This is a genomic window from Bartonella sp. CR84HXZ, from assembly GCF_042194535.1.
Lineage (GTDB): Bacteria > Pseudomonadota > Alphaproteobacteria > Rhizobiales > Rhizobiaceae > Bartonella > Bartonella grahamii.
On sequence record NZ_JBHIMY010000002.1, the window covers coordinates 133,564 to 150,698 of the forward strand.

A 17,135-nucleotide genomic window follows, 5' to 3' on the forward strand; every position below is an offset into this window, starting at 1 on the left:
GAAAAGAGAAAAGTGAAGAAAAATGTCTTTAAGGAAATAACAAAACAGCCCTAAGCCCTGGATTTGCATTTTCAAGTAACAATTCACCCCCGTGAAGCTTCATAACTGCTTTTGCTATACTTAAACCAATCCCAAACCCAGGTTGTGTACGGCTTTCTTCAAGACGAACAAATCGTTCTGTCACTTTTTCAAGTTTATCCTCTGCTATTCCTGGTCCATTATCACTCACAACAACTAACAAATGTTCATCACGATATTCCATTGATAAGCAAACCTCCGCTTTCCTTTTACCTTTAGAAGCATATTTAATGGCATTATCTATAAGGTTAAAAATTGATTGTGCAACAAGCTCACGATTCAACTTAAGCTCTTTATCAAATATATTCCCCAACCGAAGTAAAACACCTGACTCTTCAGCAAAAGGTTCGTAAATCTCAACAGCATCTTCAAGGATCAGTTTCATATTCATCATTTCAAGATGCTCAATTGCACTGCTGGCCTCAATACGTGAAATCATTAAAATCGCATTGAACGTACAAATAAGTTGATCTGATTCTGCAATAACCCTATCAAGGACCTGACGATATTCAAGCTTTGTCTTATTTCCTGAAAGCGCTTCTTCAGCGCGATTTCTAAGACGCGTTAACGGCGTTTTCAGATCATGAGCAATATTATCTGATACTTGACGTAAACCAATATTTAACTCTTCAATGCGGTCTAACATAACATTAAGATTAGTTGACAATCGATCAAACTCATCCCCTACTCCAGAAACAGGTAAACGCCCACTGAAATCACCATCCATCAGGCGCTGTGATGCAGCCGTTACATGATCAATCCTTTGTAAAGCTCTCCTGCCAACAAAAAACCATATGAGTAAAGCGCCTCCAACCATTGCAGCAAGTGCAATGATCACAGCTTTACGAATAACCACTGCAAAACGTTCTGGCTCATCCAAATCGCGTCCTATAAGAATCTTCATAGCATTAGGTAAATCAACAATAACCGCCAAAGCGCGATGTTCACTTGTTTTGCCATGTTCTCCAAAACGAGAATACAAAAAAGAGGTAGAAATAAAACCACTCTGATTCAAAAGACCTAATTCAATACGTGCTACATTTCCTGCTAAAATACGCCCCATAGAATCCGTGACAAGATAAAGAAATGCTCCTGGTTGTCTTGAACGATAATCAATAGTGCGCATTAATAAGGATAATCCCCCATAATTATAAGCATTTTCAATATACTTTAATTCTTCATGTAAAGCCTGTTCAGTTTGCTCTGTTAACAATGAAGCAGAAAATGCCGTCATATAAATAGAAAGCCCTGTTGCCACCAAGCCAAACAATAAAATATAAAGTGCTGAAAGCCTTAGCGCCGTCGTGCGCATTATATTAATCAAACGATTCATGCTTTGTTATCTGGTGCTTTCAGCATATATCCAGCTCCACGCACGGTATGGAGAAGGGGAACATCAAAATCTTTTTCAATTTTGGCTCTCAAACGGGAGATATGGACATCAATGACATTCGTTTGTGGATCAAAATGGTAATCCCAAACATTTTCCAAAAGCATAGTGCGTGTAACAACCTGCCCCGCATAGCGCATCAAATATTCAAGTAAACGAAACTCTCGTGGTTGCAATAGGATGTTTCTATCACCCCGTTTTACCGTATGTGCTAGCCGATCAAGTTCAAGATTACCTACACAATAAACAGTTTCTGCTTCTTTAGGATTTTTCCGCCGTTGTAAAACTTCAACACGCGCAAGAAGTTCAGAAAAAGCATAAGGCTTTGTCAAATAATCATCTCCCCCTGCACGCAACCCCGTTACACGATCATTAACTTGCCCTAAAGCCGAAAGGATAAGAACCGGTGTTTCATTGCCTTTAGCGCGCAATTCAGCAATAATAGAAAGGCCATCACGATGCAAAAGCATTCGGTCAACAACCATAACGTCATAATTTTCCGTGGTCGCTAAAGCGTATCCCGTATCCCCATCATAAGCAACATCAACAGAATGCCCTACTTCCAAAAAAGCCTTTTCGAGATAATGCCCCGTCTCATGATCATCTTCAATAACGAGTATCTTCATAAAACGTATCTCCATTATTTTATTATGTTGTAGGACAAACATTTAATAAACATTTGTCCTACAACTAAAGCCTTATTTTTTCAAAATTGGAAGAGCAACAAAACGATTTTGATCATTTGTTCGCACTTGTAAGAGTATAGCCTTTCGTCCTAACTGCTGAGCATTTTTGATTGTGCTAACAATATCAGAGACTTTTTTAACCGGTTTATTATTTACTGTCACAATGATATCTCCAGGGCGTATCCCTTTATCTGCAGCATCTGAATCGGTATCGACATCCGTTACCACAACCCCTACACCATCATCAGAAGGTATAACAATCAGACCATAATCTTCCAATGTTTCATCTAAATCACCCCGTTCATTTGAATGTTTTGAAGCCTCTTTCTTACTTTCATCTTCAGACATTGAAGCGAGTTTAACCTTGATACTTTCCTCCTTACCTGATCTCCAAATCCCTATGGTTACCGTTTCTCCTGGTTTAATATTTGCAATACGTTTCGCCAGATCACGTGCATCAGCAACCTTTTCATTATTCACGGAAATAATTACATCACCCGCTTTAATACCAGCCTTTTCTGCCGGCCCTTTTAACGGATCAGTGACCAAAGCACCTTTGGCTTCTTTCAAACCTATTGAATCGGAAATCTCCTTTGTTACCGGCTGAATCTGAACACCTAACCAACCACGTTGAACTGAACCTTTTTCAATAAGTTGTTGTACAACCTGTTTTACAGTCGCTGCCGGAATAGCAAAAGCAATCCCAACATTTCCTCCAGAAGGAGAAAAAATTGCTGTATTAACCCCAACAACCTTTCCATTAAGATCAAATGTTGGGCCACCAGAGTTTCCTCTATTAACAGCAGCATCAATCTGAATAAAATCATCATACACACCAGTGCCAATATCACGTCCACGTGCAGAAACAATACCTGCTGTCACAGTTCCACCAAGACCAAATGGATTCCCAATGGCAACAACCCAATCCCCAACACGAAGCTTTGAATCATCACCAAAATCAACATAGGAAAATTTTCTTTTATCACTTACTTTTAATACGGCAAGGTCGGTTTTGGGGTCTTTCCCAATAAGCTTTGCGTTCAATTCTGTACCATCATCAAGAACAACAGTATAACTTGTTCCGTCAGAAATCACATGATCATTGGTTACAATGTAACCATCAGACGAAATAAAAAAACCCGATCCAAAAGCAATAGGACGGAGTCTCCGTGATTGGTGGGGAAATTTATTTTTAGGTTTATCAAAATCATAAAACTCTTTAAAAAATCTTTTCAAAGGATGTTGGTCTGGTAATTGATCAAATCCTGGACCACTAAAAAAGTTGCTAAAGAACCTATCTTCTTTCTTTTTATTGCTCTTTACTTGTACTGCTACAACTGCTGGTTTCACTTGAGCAACAATATCGGCAAATCCCTGTTGTTGCATTAACGAAGTAAATACAGAACTTGCATGAGCCTTTGTCATCAACAAGCTTGATGTACATCCACTAAAAAACAGTGCACTTTCCAATATCGCAGAAAAACTCACTGCGACAAACGTTTTAAAGAAAGCCTTTTTAATCATTTACTCTATGCTCCTATTCAATTATACCTTTATTCCAATTGCGATCACTTATAAAATACTAGACCTTACCGTTTTCTGTCTAAATTATTAAAGTTTTGTAAGGTTTCAGTATCCCCTAATATAATTATAATAAGATTGTATGCTCATTGCAGATGAGCCGATTTTTTCTTTTATGTAACATCTTTTTTAATGCAATGGCATTTTTGACTGTCTTTTTCATTCAGATAACTCATTATTTTCTCATGATTATTCCGTTTTAAGTGGAAAAATATGATATTTGTGCCAATGATGATGATGATCAAAGGCGAAAACCATAAAAACCAAGTTATTTTATTCAATGGTGGTTTCAAGAGAATAAATTCACCATATCGTTCAACAAGAAAGTCAGTGACTTGCTGGTTACTATAGCCCATTTTTAGCCTTTCCCGAATTAAAAGCCGTAAATCACGTGCTAGAGCAGCATCTGAATCATCAATTGATTGATTTTGACAAACCGGACAACGTAAATGTGATGAAATATGGCGTGCTCGCGCTTCAAGAACCTTATCCTTTAAAATCTCATCCGGCTCTACTGCTATTGCTAATCGAAAAGGAAACGTTGCAATTAAAAAAAATAAAATCCAAAGATTTTTTTTCATCTCAATGTCTTTTCCAAAAATTTAAAGCAAGCAGTACCCTATTGTACATGCCAATGCGAAACCAATACCCCAGAAGAGAAAGACATCCGCCTACAGCCATCATGAATGCCCCTAACCAAATACATATTACATAAGGCTTCCACCATATGTGTACAACAAGACCCCGATTATCGGTATGTCCTGGTACAATATATAGCTGCGATAAGCCATGATTTTGAAGACCAACTTCTGTTGTTGATGTATTTTGGCTTGAATAAAATCGCTTTGAGGCTGTTACATGACCCACAATGTTTTTATTTTCATATATTTTAAAATAAAACTCCATTGCCGAATAATTCGAACCAACACCTTCATACACTGCATCAAAATGAAGCGTTTTATCCGCTATCGTCACCCTATCCCCTACGTTCATGATTAAAATACGTTCTTGCCCAAAACTTGCCACACAAACAATACCAAATAATGTAACACCTAATCCCATATGTGCTATTGCTGCACCAAAAGTAGACCATGGCAATCCAAGAAATCTCTTAACGCGTATTGAAAAAGCTCTCTTGCCATATCCACTCTTTCCCCATAGATCCGCTAAACTGCCTAGAAAAACAAACGCTGAAAGCCCAATCCCTAAAACTGCAAAGATATCACGCAAAGATGTCGCATAAAATATTATAAAACAGACGATAGCAGCCAATACAAAAACAAACCATAACCGTTCAAAAACTGCAAGAAAATCACCGCGTTTCCATGCCATCATTGTTCCAAACGGAACAAACAACAACAGCAAAATCATTAGCGGTCCACAGGTAAGGTTAAAAAAAGCAGCCCCTACAGAAATTTTTTGTCCTGTTAATATCTCAATAAAATAAGGATAAAGCGTACCAATCAATACTGTTGCTGTTATTGTTGTAAGTAACAAGTTATTTAAAACAATAAACCCTTCACGTGAAATTGGTTGAAAAAATCTTTCTGTTTTTAAAATAGGGGTGCGCAAAGCAAAAAGAAGAAAAGCCGCTCCCGTAAAAAAAAATAAAAGCGCAAGAATTGCTTGCCCCCGTGCTGGATCAACAGCAAAACTATGAACAGAAACTAAAAGCCCCGAACGCACAAGAAAAGTTCCCATCAGAGAAAGAGAAAAAGTAAGCAGCGCTAAAAACAAAGTCCAACTTTTCAATATTTCTCGTTTTTCGAGAACAAGAGCAGAATGTAAAAGAGCCGTTCCTGAAAGCCAAGGCATAAACGAAACATTTTCAACAGGATCCCAAAACCAATAGCCCCCCCATCCTAGCTCATAATAAGCCCAATAGGAGCCAACCATAATACCCAATGTTAAAAAACACCAAGAAAGTAAAAGCCACGGACGAATCCCACGCGCCCAAACTCTATCAACATGTCCCATAATCAATGCCGCAACGGCAAAAGAAAAACAGAGTGAAAAACCAACATAACCTAAATAAAGTAGCGGTGGGTGAATTGCTAATGCGATATCTTGTAAAAGAGGATTGAGACCATTTCCCTGCAATGCTGGTGGATTCACACGTAAAAATGGATTGGATACAAAAAGAATAAATAAAAGAAAAGCACTTGTAATCCAACTTTGGCAAATTAAAACAAGCGTCTTAAAATCTTCTGGCAAATGTTGGCTAAAAAAGGCCATCAATGCACTAAAAAAAGCAAGACTTAAAACCCATAACAACATAGAGCCTTCGTGGTTGCTCCAAACACCGGTAATTTTATAGAGCATCGGTTTTTCTGAATGAGAATTCTCAACAACGTTCAAAACAGAAAAATCAGATACAACATAAGCATAAATTATCACTAAAAAAGATAAAAGCAGTAATGTAAAAGTGATATATGTTAGAGGAACAGCTGTTTGCATTAACAAACGCTCTCTCCACCAAAAACCTAAAGCAGGTAAGAACGCCCCTAATAAGCTTACTGAAAATGCTGCAGCTAAAAAAATATGACCCAGTTCGACAAGCACACTCGAATTATTTCTCCATAATGTAATGTTTTTTTAAACGATCAGCTGTTTCTTTAGGCATATAAGTTTCATCATGTTTTGCTAAAATACGCGTCCCTACAAAAAAACCCTGTTTATCGAAATGCCCTTCTACAATCACCCCCTGACCTTCACGAAAAAGATCCGGTAAGGCACCGTTGAAAACCACTTTTTCATGTTTTTTGTTATCCGTTACAAAAAAAATAACGCCTCTCTCTCCAACATATTGAACAGTCTCCTTTTCAACAAAGCCACCCAAACGCAAAGGGCGCCCCGTTAAAATATCTTCTCTTGTAATTTCAGAGGGCATTCTAAAAAAACTGACCGCATGACGCATTGCATACACTATAAGACTTGCTGCAACTGTCATAACCAAACAACATAATAATATGATCAGCAAGCGCTTTTTTTTTCGCTGCTCTAAAATAACCTTCAACGAAGAAGAATTCTTTAAAGATTGACTTTTCATAGACACTCTACGAAAAAATTAAATATGTTATAATGAGTATCGATATTTTATTTTTTAAGAGCTTTTCACATCTTCTACATAGGTGCAACTTTTTATCCAATACCTCACCTTTGCTAACAAGCTTATCAATATCTTTCTTCCTTTTTTAGTTTTACAACCAATTTTTATTTAACCTATAACCACTTATATCACGCTCTTTACATTCTTCATTTCTGTTCTTCAATCTTCTTCACAAACACCTACTTCTAAGAGATTACTTCTCTTGTCTTTCTAAACAGCATTTCTCTTTATATTTCATCATCTCAATTGGCGATGATTGCTTTTCTTTGTATGCTCACTCGATAAATCATGTAACTGAATCATCATTTTTTTAACACGTGATTGTCCTGAAAAATTTTCAGGCATTGTATCAAGAAAGCTTTGTAAAAATTGCACTGCCTGCGCAGTTTTTCCTGCTTGATGCAATGCATCGGCCAACAATAAACGTGGATAAAAATCTGTTGGCGCTAAATCTGCTGCTTTTTGAAAAGCATTTTGTGCTTCTTGTGTTATCACTCCCCCTTCATAACCAACCAATGCTAAACCATATCCTACAAGCCTTGGAGCTGTTTCTCCATTCAAACGAAGTGCGTCTAAATAAGTATTCACAGCCTCTTGAAAAAGGCTTTCTTCGAGATACCCTACCGCTAACGCATCTGCTAGCTTGCCATCATGAGGTGCACGGAAAAAAAGCACTTGTAAACGAATAAGCTTTTCTTGCTTACTAAGAGTTTTAGGATCCTTATCCATTAATTCGCTAAAAAAATAACTTTTCACTTCTGGACTGCCTGTCAGCCCATAAATATTCCATGTCATAAGAAGAACAAATAAAATACTTAAAGCCTTAAGAATATTTCTTTTTTTATAATGCATATAAAGCTTGTTAAACTCAATCGTATGCTTATGACTTCTATAACCATCCACGGTTTGAACTTTCCATTCTTTCTTTATCTCATCGTCAAAACGTAGTGAACGAAAAAGAATACTTGCCAGAAAAGTCAGAAAAAATGCTGCAAAAATTAATAAGAGCATATCACTTTTTTCCAATACGAACAGAGAATGTCTCGCTTACATTTTACCCTCTTCATGAGAAGAGTGATGTGAATTGATAAAAATTCATTTTTTCATGGAAAATATTATAAAATCTATTGTCCATTTTTCTTATATATATCAACTAAACAAAGAAACTAAAAACAATGTTTCCCTACTCTTTATGTATTATCTGAAAATACTGCTTTACAAACTTTATAGACATTTCTTGCTTAAGGAGAAAATATGTTATTCTCCCATCTTAGGTAATAAAACTTTTGCATACAACCCACCCAAATCAGAACGTGATAAAAAGAGCTTGCCACCATATTCACTGACCATATCTGAAACAATTGCTAGCCCTAAGCCTGCCCCTAGTTTACTTTCATTAAACCGCCGCCCTCTTTTTAATGCTTCCTCCATTTTGTCTTCTGTTAAACCAGGGCCATCATCTTCTACAAAGATACTAAAATATTCTGTTTCTTCAACATTTTCTTCTAAACAACAAGAGATCAAAACCTTTGCTCGAGACCACTGAGTAGCATTTTCAATCAAATTCCCTATAATTTCTTCTAAATCTTCCTTCTCTCCAGAAAAAACAATATCATCAACATCCATAATAAATTGAATTTGTTTTTCAGGATTAAGCTTTTTCATAACCCGCACCAAACGTTCAAGCACACTGCGAACAGACGTATGATAGACAATACTATCGCATTGTGCTGCAATCCGCGCACGCTGAAGATAATGATTGATTTGAGCTTGCATTATTTGCGTTTGCTCTCTCAACAAACAAGCCTTTTCTCCGCGCATCTTATCTGTCTCATTCATAATCACGGATAGAGGCGTTTTCAATGAATGCGCAAGATTACCAACCTGTGTGCGAAATCGCTCAATAATACGCTGATTATTATTAATGAGAGCATTCATCTCTTGTACAAGCGGCATCACTTCGCTTACTAAATCCGTATTCACATAGTGAACTCTTCCTTCGCGAATATCATTCAATGCGCGTCGAATAAGCTTCAACGGTTGAAAACTAAAGAAAATAATAGCAATATTAATAAGGACACTCCCGATACCAAAACTCCAAAGAAAAATTTGCAAAGTTCGCTTAAATTCCTTTACTTGGGCATGAGCTTCATCGATGTTCCCAACAAGCCGAAAACGTGCAATATGATTTTTATTATCAAGAACAACATCACTCTCAATCACTTGTAGCTTTTGACCATTGTTCCCCTTTATCCGATAAGAGCGAAAGAACTTATTGTCAAAAGGTATATCAACATCACTTGGTGTAAATATCTCGCCTGTTCCCAATGAGGGGGATGTCAATCTTCCTTTTAAATTATGGGATATCGCAACAACTTCCCAATACCATCCTGTTGTTGGATCAGAATAACGAATATCATCAATCCCAGCCCCTCCTCTCAAAGTACCTTCCGATGACACCGTCACTGTTGCAATAAGACTGTAGAGTTGAGCAGAAAGAATACGCTCTAGGCTTTGTTCAGTTGAACGTTTATAAAATAAAATACTTACTGCAGAAATCGATAAAAGAGAAATAACAACCCATAATGTTGATAAGACCATAACACGTAAACTGAGAGATCGAGTAATTACAAAAAAGAACCTCCTACACCAATTATTCTCTTCGAAAGTATTCATTAATCACCTAGCGTTCTCACGCGATACCCCATTCCTCGAATAGTTTCAATCAAATCCACTCCAAGCTTTTTCCGTAACCGACCTACAAAGACTTCCACCGTATTCGAGTCCTTATCAAAATCCTGATCATAAAGATGTTCAGTAAGCTCTGTTCTTGAAATGACCCTGTCACAATGATGCATGAGATACGAAAGCAGTCTGAATTCATAAGATGTTAGTTTAATCAACTGACCATCCACAAAAACACGAGACGTCTTCGTATCCAACAAAACATTTCCGCAACATAATGCACTTGTCGCATGTCCCGTAGCGCGACGAATTAATGCTCGTAAACGTGCCATCACTTCCTCCAAATGAAATGGCTTCACAACATAATCGTCAGCCCCAGCATCAATACCGTGCACCTTATCAGACCAACGGTCTCGCGCCGTTAGCATTAAAACAGGCATGGAGTGCCCTTCTTGACGCCATTTTTCAACAACACGAATACCATCAATATACGGTAAACCTATATCAAGTATCACCGCGTCGTAAGACTCTGTGCTCCCTAAAAAATAAGCCTCTTCACCATCGAAAGCACTATCGGAAACATATCCTGCACGTCTTACAGCTTCTGCTAATTGATGGTGAAGATTCCGATCATCTTCAACGATTAAGATACGCATCACAACACCATCTGCCAAAGACTAATCAGCAGGAACAAAAAACTCAACACGACGTAACTTTTCCCCATTACGGGCTGGTACAACAATCACAATTGCACACATGCCCTTTCCATCCTGAACAACTGGGTTTGAACGGACGAGAACCCCGCTCTCTTGCGCAGCAACCTTCTTCCCTACTTCAGCACACCCAGAAGCCAGAACAGAATCTGCTCCTAAAAAAGCTGCTATTATTACGAACAAGAATTTTTTTTTCATCATAAATATTTCAATAACCCACCTCTTCTCTTCCTTGATAAAGGATAAAAGAAATAATGGCTTTTTTGGGTCGATTTAAAAATCACAAATGGAATAATCTATCCTCTATCTTACAGAAGAACGCATTAACACTACTCTAAATTTTAAAAAACTCAAAATAAAATATTTTTAATAATGAGAATAAAATTTATTAGATAAAATAATAAAATCTTAATACACTATCTTACGAAAAATGAATAATTCTAAAATCAACTCTTTCTCTGTTAGCACTATAGCAAAAAAATACTTCTACTCCATATAATTATTGTAGATTTGTTTGGTTGTATTTCTTTGCCATAGGCTCTCTTTAAATGTTTGATTTTTTTAAAAAAAAGAAAGGGAAACATCGTAAGCCATTTCACAGTCCTGCTCTCATTGAATTAGACGCACGATTAGATACAGCGCTTTATCACATTCGTTCTGCTAACAGTTTTTTCTGGAAAAAGGCAAAAATCATCTCACAAAATTTTCATCTTCAAGGATGGAAACGTTTTATCGTTGAAGTTCTCGATGAAATACTGACATTAGGGTTGATGGGCTTTACTCTTTTCACTATTTTGGGCATTTCTGTTTTTGAACTGACCAAAACAGATTGGTCTTCTCCTAAAAACTTTTCCATTCTTTTTCTAGATCGCTATGGAAATTCCATTGGGCACCGTGGTGCACTGCCGGCGATCTCTGTCCCCGTTGAAGAAATGCCTGACACTGTCATTAAAGCGGTTCTTGCTACAGAAGACCGTCGTTTTTTCGATCATTGGGGTATTGATTTTCAAGGACTTACACGGGCAATTTCACAAAATATGCAAGCTAAAGGTGTGGTGCAAGGTGGTTCAACTCTCACACAACAATTGGCTAAAAATTTATTCTTAACAAACGAGAGAACCATAACACGTAAAATCAAAGAAGCTTATCTTGCTCTTTGGCTAGAAGCAAATTTTAGCAAAAAACAGATTTTGCAACTTTATCTTGACCGCGCCTATATGGGAGGAAACAATTTTGGTATTGCAGCAGCTGCAAAATTTTATTTTGGAAAAAACATACGTCATGTATCTTTAAGTGAATCTGCTATGTTAGCAGGACTCTTTAAAGCTCCAACAAAATATGCTCCTCATAGTCATCTCTTTGCAGCTCAAACACGTGCCAATGTAGTCCTTTCTAATCTTGTTAATAGTGGCTTTATGACGAAGAGCCAGATTATCAATGCGCATCGCCACCCTGCTAGGGCACTTCCCCAAATAGAAAATAATCAGGCTGATTATTTTCTTGATTGGGCATTCGAGGAAGTCAAAAAAATGCGTAATCAACTTCCAAGCCATAGTTTAATTATTCAAACGACCCTTGATCCGAATATTCAAAAAGCAGCAGAAGAATCAATTGCATATCATTTACATCAATATGGTCAACAATATCGCGTAACACAAGCTGCCACTGTTATACTCGATAATAACGGTGCCGTATGCGCAATTGTTGGAGGACAAGATTATAAAAAGAGCCAATTTAACAGAGCGACACAAGGCGGACGGCAAACTGGTTCTTCATTCAAACCTTATGTTTACGCAACCGCACTGGAACACGGACTTTCTCCCTCAACAATCGTTTTAGATGCTCCTATTAATTGGGGAGGTTGGACACCCAAAAATAATTCTGGTCGTTATTTGGGGAAAATTGATTTAGCAACAGCTTTAGCTTTTTCCATTAATACAGTCCCTGTGTATCTCACCTATCAATATCTTCACCGCGATACCAAACCCATTATAGATCTCATCAAGAATATGGGGATTAACGCGCATATTTTATCACACAAAACGATGGTTCTTGGCACTTCCAACATGACCCCCATGGATCAAGCAACTGGCTTTAATGTCTTTGCGAATGGCGGGATAGCTGGTAATCGTCATGGGTTCACGCAAATCAGAACAATCGATGGACATGTGGTATGGGATTTCGAGCATAATGGAAATAAGTTACACCGAGTTCTCAGCAGACAATCAGCTGCCTATATGAACCAAATGATGGTGGGTGTCACAACACGAGGGTCTGGTAAGCGTGCTGCTCTGCCTATGACTCTTGTCGCTGGGAAAACTGGAACATCACAATCCTATCGTGATGCTTGGTTTGTTGGCTTTACAGGCAATTATACTGGAGCGGTATGGATGGGAAATGATAACTTTTCACCGATGAATCGTGCTTTTGGGGGTGGAGTCCCTGCCATGATATGGCAACGCATCATGCTTGCTGCACACCAAAATATTATGCTCAAACAACTCTATGGTGTTAAAGATTCTCTTCTTCCTTATCATCCCCCAATACTTTCCTCCCATGTAGATTCTGAATTTTTTCCCCCAACACCCTCTACGCTTTCTCCTGAAACATTGAATATTGTGCGATTGATCAACAAAGATCTGAAAAAAACATCTGCAATTTCTTTGAAAATGAAAACAACTGGAGATTCAACATTTTGAATTCAAGATATTCTATGATGTTTTTTAATATCACCATTTTCTTTTTTATCTTCGCTTTTTCCATTTTATGTGGAAAACTGAGTGTCGATTACGTGCTCAATTCCTTTCATCATTTTGGACTCTTTAGAATTGGAAAATGGAATGCTTATCCACAAATGGGAACCGCCAATATGGATCCTTATACCCGCGCCCACACCGCTAAACGAGGCATAGTTTCACTCGGACGCACTGAAGGTATTCAATTCCAGATTTGGCAAGATAACCAAGGGCGTCCACTCCACTCTCGCTGTCATTATTTGCTCAAAGGAACCATCCCTGAAACCCGTCTTTTTACCCTTTATACAGCTGACAAATCCCTAAAGCCCTATACTTCATCCAAAGAAATACCTTTTGAACTCCATACGAACGCTGTTACTTATGAGCATGATGGCTCATTGCACATCAATATTTCACCTACACCGCAAGCCGGAAATTGGCTTGCAACAGTTAGTCAAAAAGAATTCGGGCTTATTCTTACCTTATACGATACCTCAATCATCTCTGCAACGGCATTACAAAAGCTTACAATGCCCTCAATAGAACAAACTCCATCAGGACAAATAAATTGTGACTAGATTCATTTATATCGCACTTCTTGCAATCATTGGCGCTATTATCGTTCATATTTGCGTTCTCTTTCTGATCCCCTATTGGGCACAAAATAATATATGGACAGCACTTAAAAAATCCGGAGCCCCTTATCAATTTGTTGCTTTTACTCCCGATAATCCTATTCAACAATCTGCTGATCCACTCTTTCTTCTTAAAGTCTGCAGATTTAATCTTGAAAATGGACCTGTTCATTTAAAAGCTTTGAAAACACGACAATTTTGGACATTAGCAGCTTACACACACAACGGAATTATTTTCTATAGCCTTAATGACAGAACAGCCCCTGATAATATACTCGATCTTATTATTGGAAAACCAATACAAATAATAGAACTCAAAAAATCAAAACCTAAAAAAAATGCTAATTCAGTTTTGCTTGCTAAAAATTTGAATGAAGGTTTTGTCATTTTACGTATTTTTGCTCCTTCTTCACTTGCAAAAAAGGAAAGTGAATCTTTCCTTTCATCTGCGACCTGCCGCATATTTTATGAATAAAAACGGACTAACCTCTCATTTGTACAACACCTTACTTTCTATACAAAATAAACAAAGCCTATCAAAATGGTTATCTTTTTCCTCTATTAATCGAATATTCGAATTCAGGTTTGTCTGATTGTAGATCCCTAAATTTTTTATTGAAGTAGTATGAAATCTCTGTTGCACATCATCATATCCTATTTGATACACATTATCTGACAGAAAATACTCCCCGCAATCAGAAGAGAAAAATCAAAATTCTAAATAAATATGCTACTAACAACCGTAAAACTTGTTATTTGAATTTATTTCTTTTTATTTACAAACATTCCCATAAAATTCGCATCAATGACATGATAAACTATAGAAGAAATACTGATTACCTTCAATGAAGTGCCAAAATAATCGCTGGAAACTTATAAGACATTACGCATCCTTGACCTCAAAAATAAGTGCTTTATTTTTGTTTTATGAGCATAAGCTTTTTGTAAGGTATACACTCTGAAAAAACTTGGCTTATAGTTTACAATTGAGGGGAAAAAACTTCATGAAGAAGAGATATGTTCGGTTCGTTTCAAGAGCAGCAGTATGGTCCCCTCGATTTGGTGGATTGGCGTTCTTTATTTTATTATTTTCAGTCATTTTACAACGTTTTTCCGTCATTAACGTAACCGACTCCATAATTTTGATAGGTATCTCTACTGGCTGTGTGATTATTTCTCTTTTTCTTGCTGTAAAAACACTTTACAGCTTATGGGTCTATGGAGCCCTAGGGGGAATGAAAGCTTTAAAAGGGATCATTTATTCATTAATAACTGCTACACCATTGATGTTATTTTTTGGACTTTGGTTTACCTTACCGGCTCTTTACGATATTTCTACCGACACACAAAGCCCGCCAGCTTTTTTTCGCACAATACGTCCCAGCGATGCTTTACCGCTCAAGAGTGTATTGACTGAACAAGCAGCAATACAGATCTCACAATGGCCAGAAATGTCAGGGCGCCGTTATGATGGTTCACCTGATCGTATTCGCGAATCTGTTCTCAATGTTTTAGCAGCCTATGATTGGCCTGTTGTGGCACAACGAGAGTTTAAAGGTGAAGAAAATGCGCTTTATATTGAAACAATGGCAAAAACTTTTTACCTTGGTTTCATTTCAGACATTATCATTCGTTTAACTGATGAAGGGGATACTACTTTTGTTGATATGCGTTCTGCTTCTCGTTATTTACCAAGAGATTTGGGAACGAATGCTGCTTTTATTATCAATTTTATGGATGCACTTGATACAGAAATCGCCTCACTTCCTCTTTCTGAAGATAATGAGTAGAGGCTAGAAGTATAGTAAGTTACATTTACTAAATTAGCTTATTTCAAAAATAAATTTTGAGACGTGCGGAAACGAACAAATCAGTTATCGTCTCTCGACGGCCATAAGCATTACTGACAAGTTCTTTGAACACCCAAAAGCAACTTATAGCCTCTTTTTAGCGCGTGACATATAGATAAAATATTTGAATTCAAATTCTAAACTTAAATACTATAATTGATTTTACATATATTTTTTATGCTCAGAAATCTCATCATAAAAGTAAGAAAGAAGACTTCTCTAATAAGGAAATTAAGCATTTCTTACAGGCTTATTTTTCCAATGAAAATAGAAAAATATATCTTCATCAAGAAAGATGAAATACATTTATCATAAAATATGACGCATATGTAATATAGTTACAGAAAAATCAACAATAAAATACACATAAATTCATCTGTATTTTATAATAAATGATTATTGCAATTTCATAAAGAAATTTTATAATAATAAAATAAAAATTATATATAATTACAAATAATATAAACTTATTTAAATGAAAATCATTTTTATAAAACATAATTTAAATATAAATACTAATATCTAATATATTTAAACGCAACATAAATAAAACAAAACGCCAAAAATAACAAAAATAAACCACTAAATGTCTTAATCGCTTCCTTTATACTATTTTTCCAACTGTCACCACTGTATCTATAAATTAATGAAAATGAAAATATAAAAATAAATATTGAAAATAAAATATCAAAAAGATTATTATATAAAGATAATAAATAATCATTTTTCATATAAATAACGTATACAAATAAAAACTGTTATAGAAAGTAATATAACAAATATAATGAACAAAAATGTGCTTAAAAACATTTTTTTCACAATTTCTTTGTTACTATAACCTTTAAATTTATACCGTAAAAACATTGCATAGAAAAATATAAAGAAAGCACATGTAGAAGATAATAATTCTGCAATAATACGAATAATATCACTCATAAAAAATCCAAATTAAAAATATAGATAACAAATAAAATTTCAAAATTAACCTATAATTATAAATTAATAATCATTGTTCATAGAAATAACGTATATAAATAAAAAATGTCATAGAAAATAATATAACGAACAAAAATATTCTTAACAAAATTTTTTTCCAAATTTCTTTTTTACTATAACCTTTAGATTTATAATATGAAAACAATGTATAGAAAAATATAAATAAAGCACCTATAGAAAATAATAATTCTACAATAATACGAATAAGATCATTCATAAAAAAATCCAATTTAAATATATAATTTTGTAAAATTATGCACCTAAACCTTCCTGTCAAGTTTGTAGACACATAATTATGCCTACAAGCTTGTTCATTTTAGAAATATCTGCTGATTTTTATATTAGCGATAACATCCATAGGCTGTATTTCCTATACCTGTGGCAAATCCTACTGTAGAGCCAACTCCTCCTCCTAATGATAGACCTTCCAAAGCGCCTATTGGTCCTCCAACTGACCACCCATAAGTCCACCAACTACCACTCCCATATCATGTCCCCTATGTCCCATTGAAAATCCTGCAGAGAGATAATCTCCAACAGTACACCCAGGTCGTGATCCACTGCTTGAAAAATTCATTGATGAAATATTTGACCACGTATTAGAAACATGAGACCAACCATTAGAAAAACTAGAACCAAATGGACGAAACATATAAAACCTCTTTAATTATTGTTAA

The 17,135-nt window shown here is 36.1% G+C and carries 15 protein-coding genes; 4 read left to right on the forward strand and 11 right to left on the reverse strand.

All coding sequences use genetic code 11. The features are described from left to right. Positions 1-28: 28 nt before the first annotated feature. The 10 genes from ACFIKD_RS01775 to ACFIKD_RS01820 all read right to left on the reverse strand — a co-directional run bounded on the left by ACFIKD_RS01775 (position 29) and on the right by ACFIKD_RS01820 (position 10,443). Complete coding sequence (locus tag ACFIKD_RS01775; RefSeq protein WP_375635733.1) at positions 29-1,411, reverse strand: ATP-binding protein; 1,383 nt, start codon at positions 1,409-1,411, stop codon at positions 29-31. Next, positions 1,408-2,094 carry a response regulator transcription factor gene (locus tag ACFIKD_RS01780; protein ID WP_012754868.1) on the reverse strand — a complete coding sequence of 229 codons (687 nt, stop codon included), beginning with the start codon at positions 2,092-2,094 and terminating at the stop codon, positions 1,408-1,410. Before ACFIKD_RS01780 ends, ACFIKD_RS01775 begins: the two co-directional genes overlap by 4 nt. A 72-nt stretch (positions 2,095-2,166) precedes the next feature. Further along, entirely contained in the window at positions 2,167-3,678 is a 1,512-nt protein-coding gene (locus ACFIKD_RS01785) for a Do family serine endopeptidase (protein ID WP_375635734.1), read from the reverse strand. A gap of 170 nt (positions 3,679-3,848) precedes the next feature. After that, complete coding sequence (locus ACFIKD_RS01790; protein WP_375635735.1) at positions 3,849-4,316, reverse strand: cytochrome c-type biogenesis protein CcmH; 468 nt, start codon at positions 4,314-4,316, stop codon at positions 3,849-3,851. A 1-nt stretch (position 4,317) separates the two neighbouring features. Continuing rightward, positions 4,318-6,297 (reverse strand): heme lyase CcmF/NrfE family subunit, encoded by a 1,980-nt coding sequence (locus ACFIKD_RS01795; protein WP_375647059.1) that lies wholly within the window; start codon positions 6,295-6,297, stop codon positions 4,318-4,320. 7 nt (positions 6,298-6,304) lie between these two features. Next, positions 6,305-6,784: a cytochrome c maturation protein CcmE gene (gene ccmE / locus ACFIKD_RS01800; protein ID WP_375635737.1), complete on the reverse strand. Its 480-nt coding sequence runs from the start codon at positions 6,782-6,784 to the stop codon at positions 6,305-6,307. Between the two features lie 297 nt (positions 6,785-7,081). Beyond that, on the reverse strand, positions 7,082-7,855 hold the full coding sequence (locus ACFIKD_RS01805) for a tetratricopeptide repeat protein (RefSeq protein ID WP_375635738.1): 774 nt from the start codon (positions 7,853-7,855) through the stop codon (positions 7,082-7,084). A gap of 246 nt (positions 7,856-8,101) precedes the next feature. Continuing rightward, entirely contained in the window at positions 8,102-9,520 is a 1,419-nt protein-coding gene (locus ACFIKD_RS01810) for an ATP-binding protein (RefSeq protein WP_375647060.1), read from the reverse strand. Beyond that, the gene (locus ACFIKD_RS01815) at positions 9,520-10,185 is read right to left on the reverse strand and encodes a response regulator transcription factor (protein WP_012754861.1); all 666 of its coding nucleotides are present in this window, start codon (positions 10,183-10,185) and stop codon (positions 9,520-9,522) included. Before ACFIKD_RS01815 ends, ACFIKD_RS01810 begins: the two co-directional genes overlap by 1 nt. 21 nt (positions 10,186-10,206) lie before the next feature. Then, complete coding sequence (locus tag ACFIKD_RS01820) at positions 10,207-10,443, reverse strand: hypothetical protein (RefSeq protein WP_375628179.1); 237 nt, start codon at positions 10,441-10,443, stop codon at positions 10,207-10,209. A 347-nt stretch (positions 10,444-10,790) separates the two neighbouring features. Here ACFIKD_RS01820 and ACFIKD_RS01825 point away from each other — a divergent pair, with 347 nt between their 5' ends. From ACFIKD_RS01825 to ACFIKD_RS01840, 4 genes are all read left to right on the forward strand, one after another. Continuing rightward, on the forward strand, positions 10,791-12,941 hold the full coding sequence (locus ACFIKD_RS01825) for a transglycosylase domain-containing protein (protein ID WP_375647061.1): 2,151 nt from the start codon (positions 10,791-10,793) through the stop codon (positions 12,939-12,941). A 17-nt stretch (positions 12,942-12,958) separates the two neighbouring features. After that, on the forward strand, positions 12,959-13,555 hold the full coding sequence (locus tag ACFIKD_RS01830) for a DUF1214 domain-containing protein (protein WP_375647106.1): 597 nt from the start codon (positions 12,959-12,961) through the stop codon (positions 13,553-13,555). Next, positions 13,548-14,087 carry a hypothetical protein gene (locus ACFIKD_RS01835; protein WP_375635741.1) on the forward strand — a complete coding sequence of 180 codons (540 nt, stop codon included), beginning with the start codon at positions 13,548-13,550 and terminating at the stop codon, positions 14,085-14,087. The genes ACFIKD_RS01830 and ACFIKD_RS01835 overlap by 8 nt, the downstream gene beginning before the upstream one ends. Positions 14,088-14,616: 529 nt before the next feature. Then, positions 14,617-15,402: a DUF1499 domain-containing protein gene (locus ACFIKD_RS01840; protein ID WP_375647062.1), complete on the forward strand. Its 786-nt coding sequence runs from the start codon at positions 14,617-14,619 to the stop codon at positions 15,400-15,402. Between the two features lie 1,492 nt (positions 15,403-16,894). Here ACFIKD_RS01840 and ACFIKD_RS01845 read toward each other — a convergent pair. After that, the gene (locus ACFIKD_RS01845; RefSeq protein ID WP_375647063.1) at positions 16,895-17,110 is read right to left on the reverse strand and encodes a hypothetical protein; all 216 of its coding nucleotides are present in this window, start codon (positions 17,108-17,110) and stop codon (positions 16,895-16,897) included. Positions 17,111-17,135: the final 25 nt, after the last annotated feature.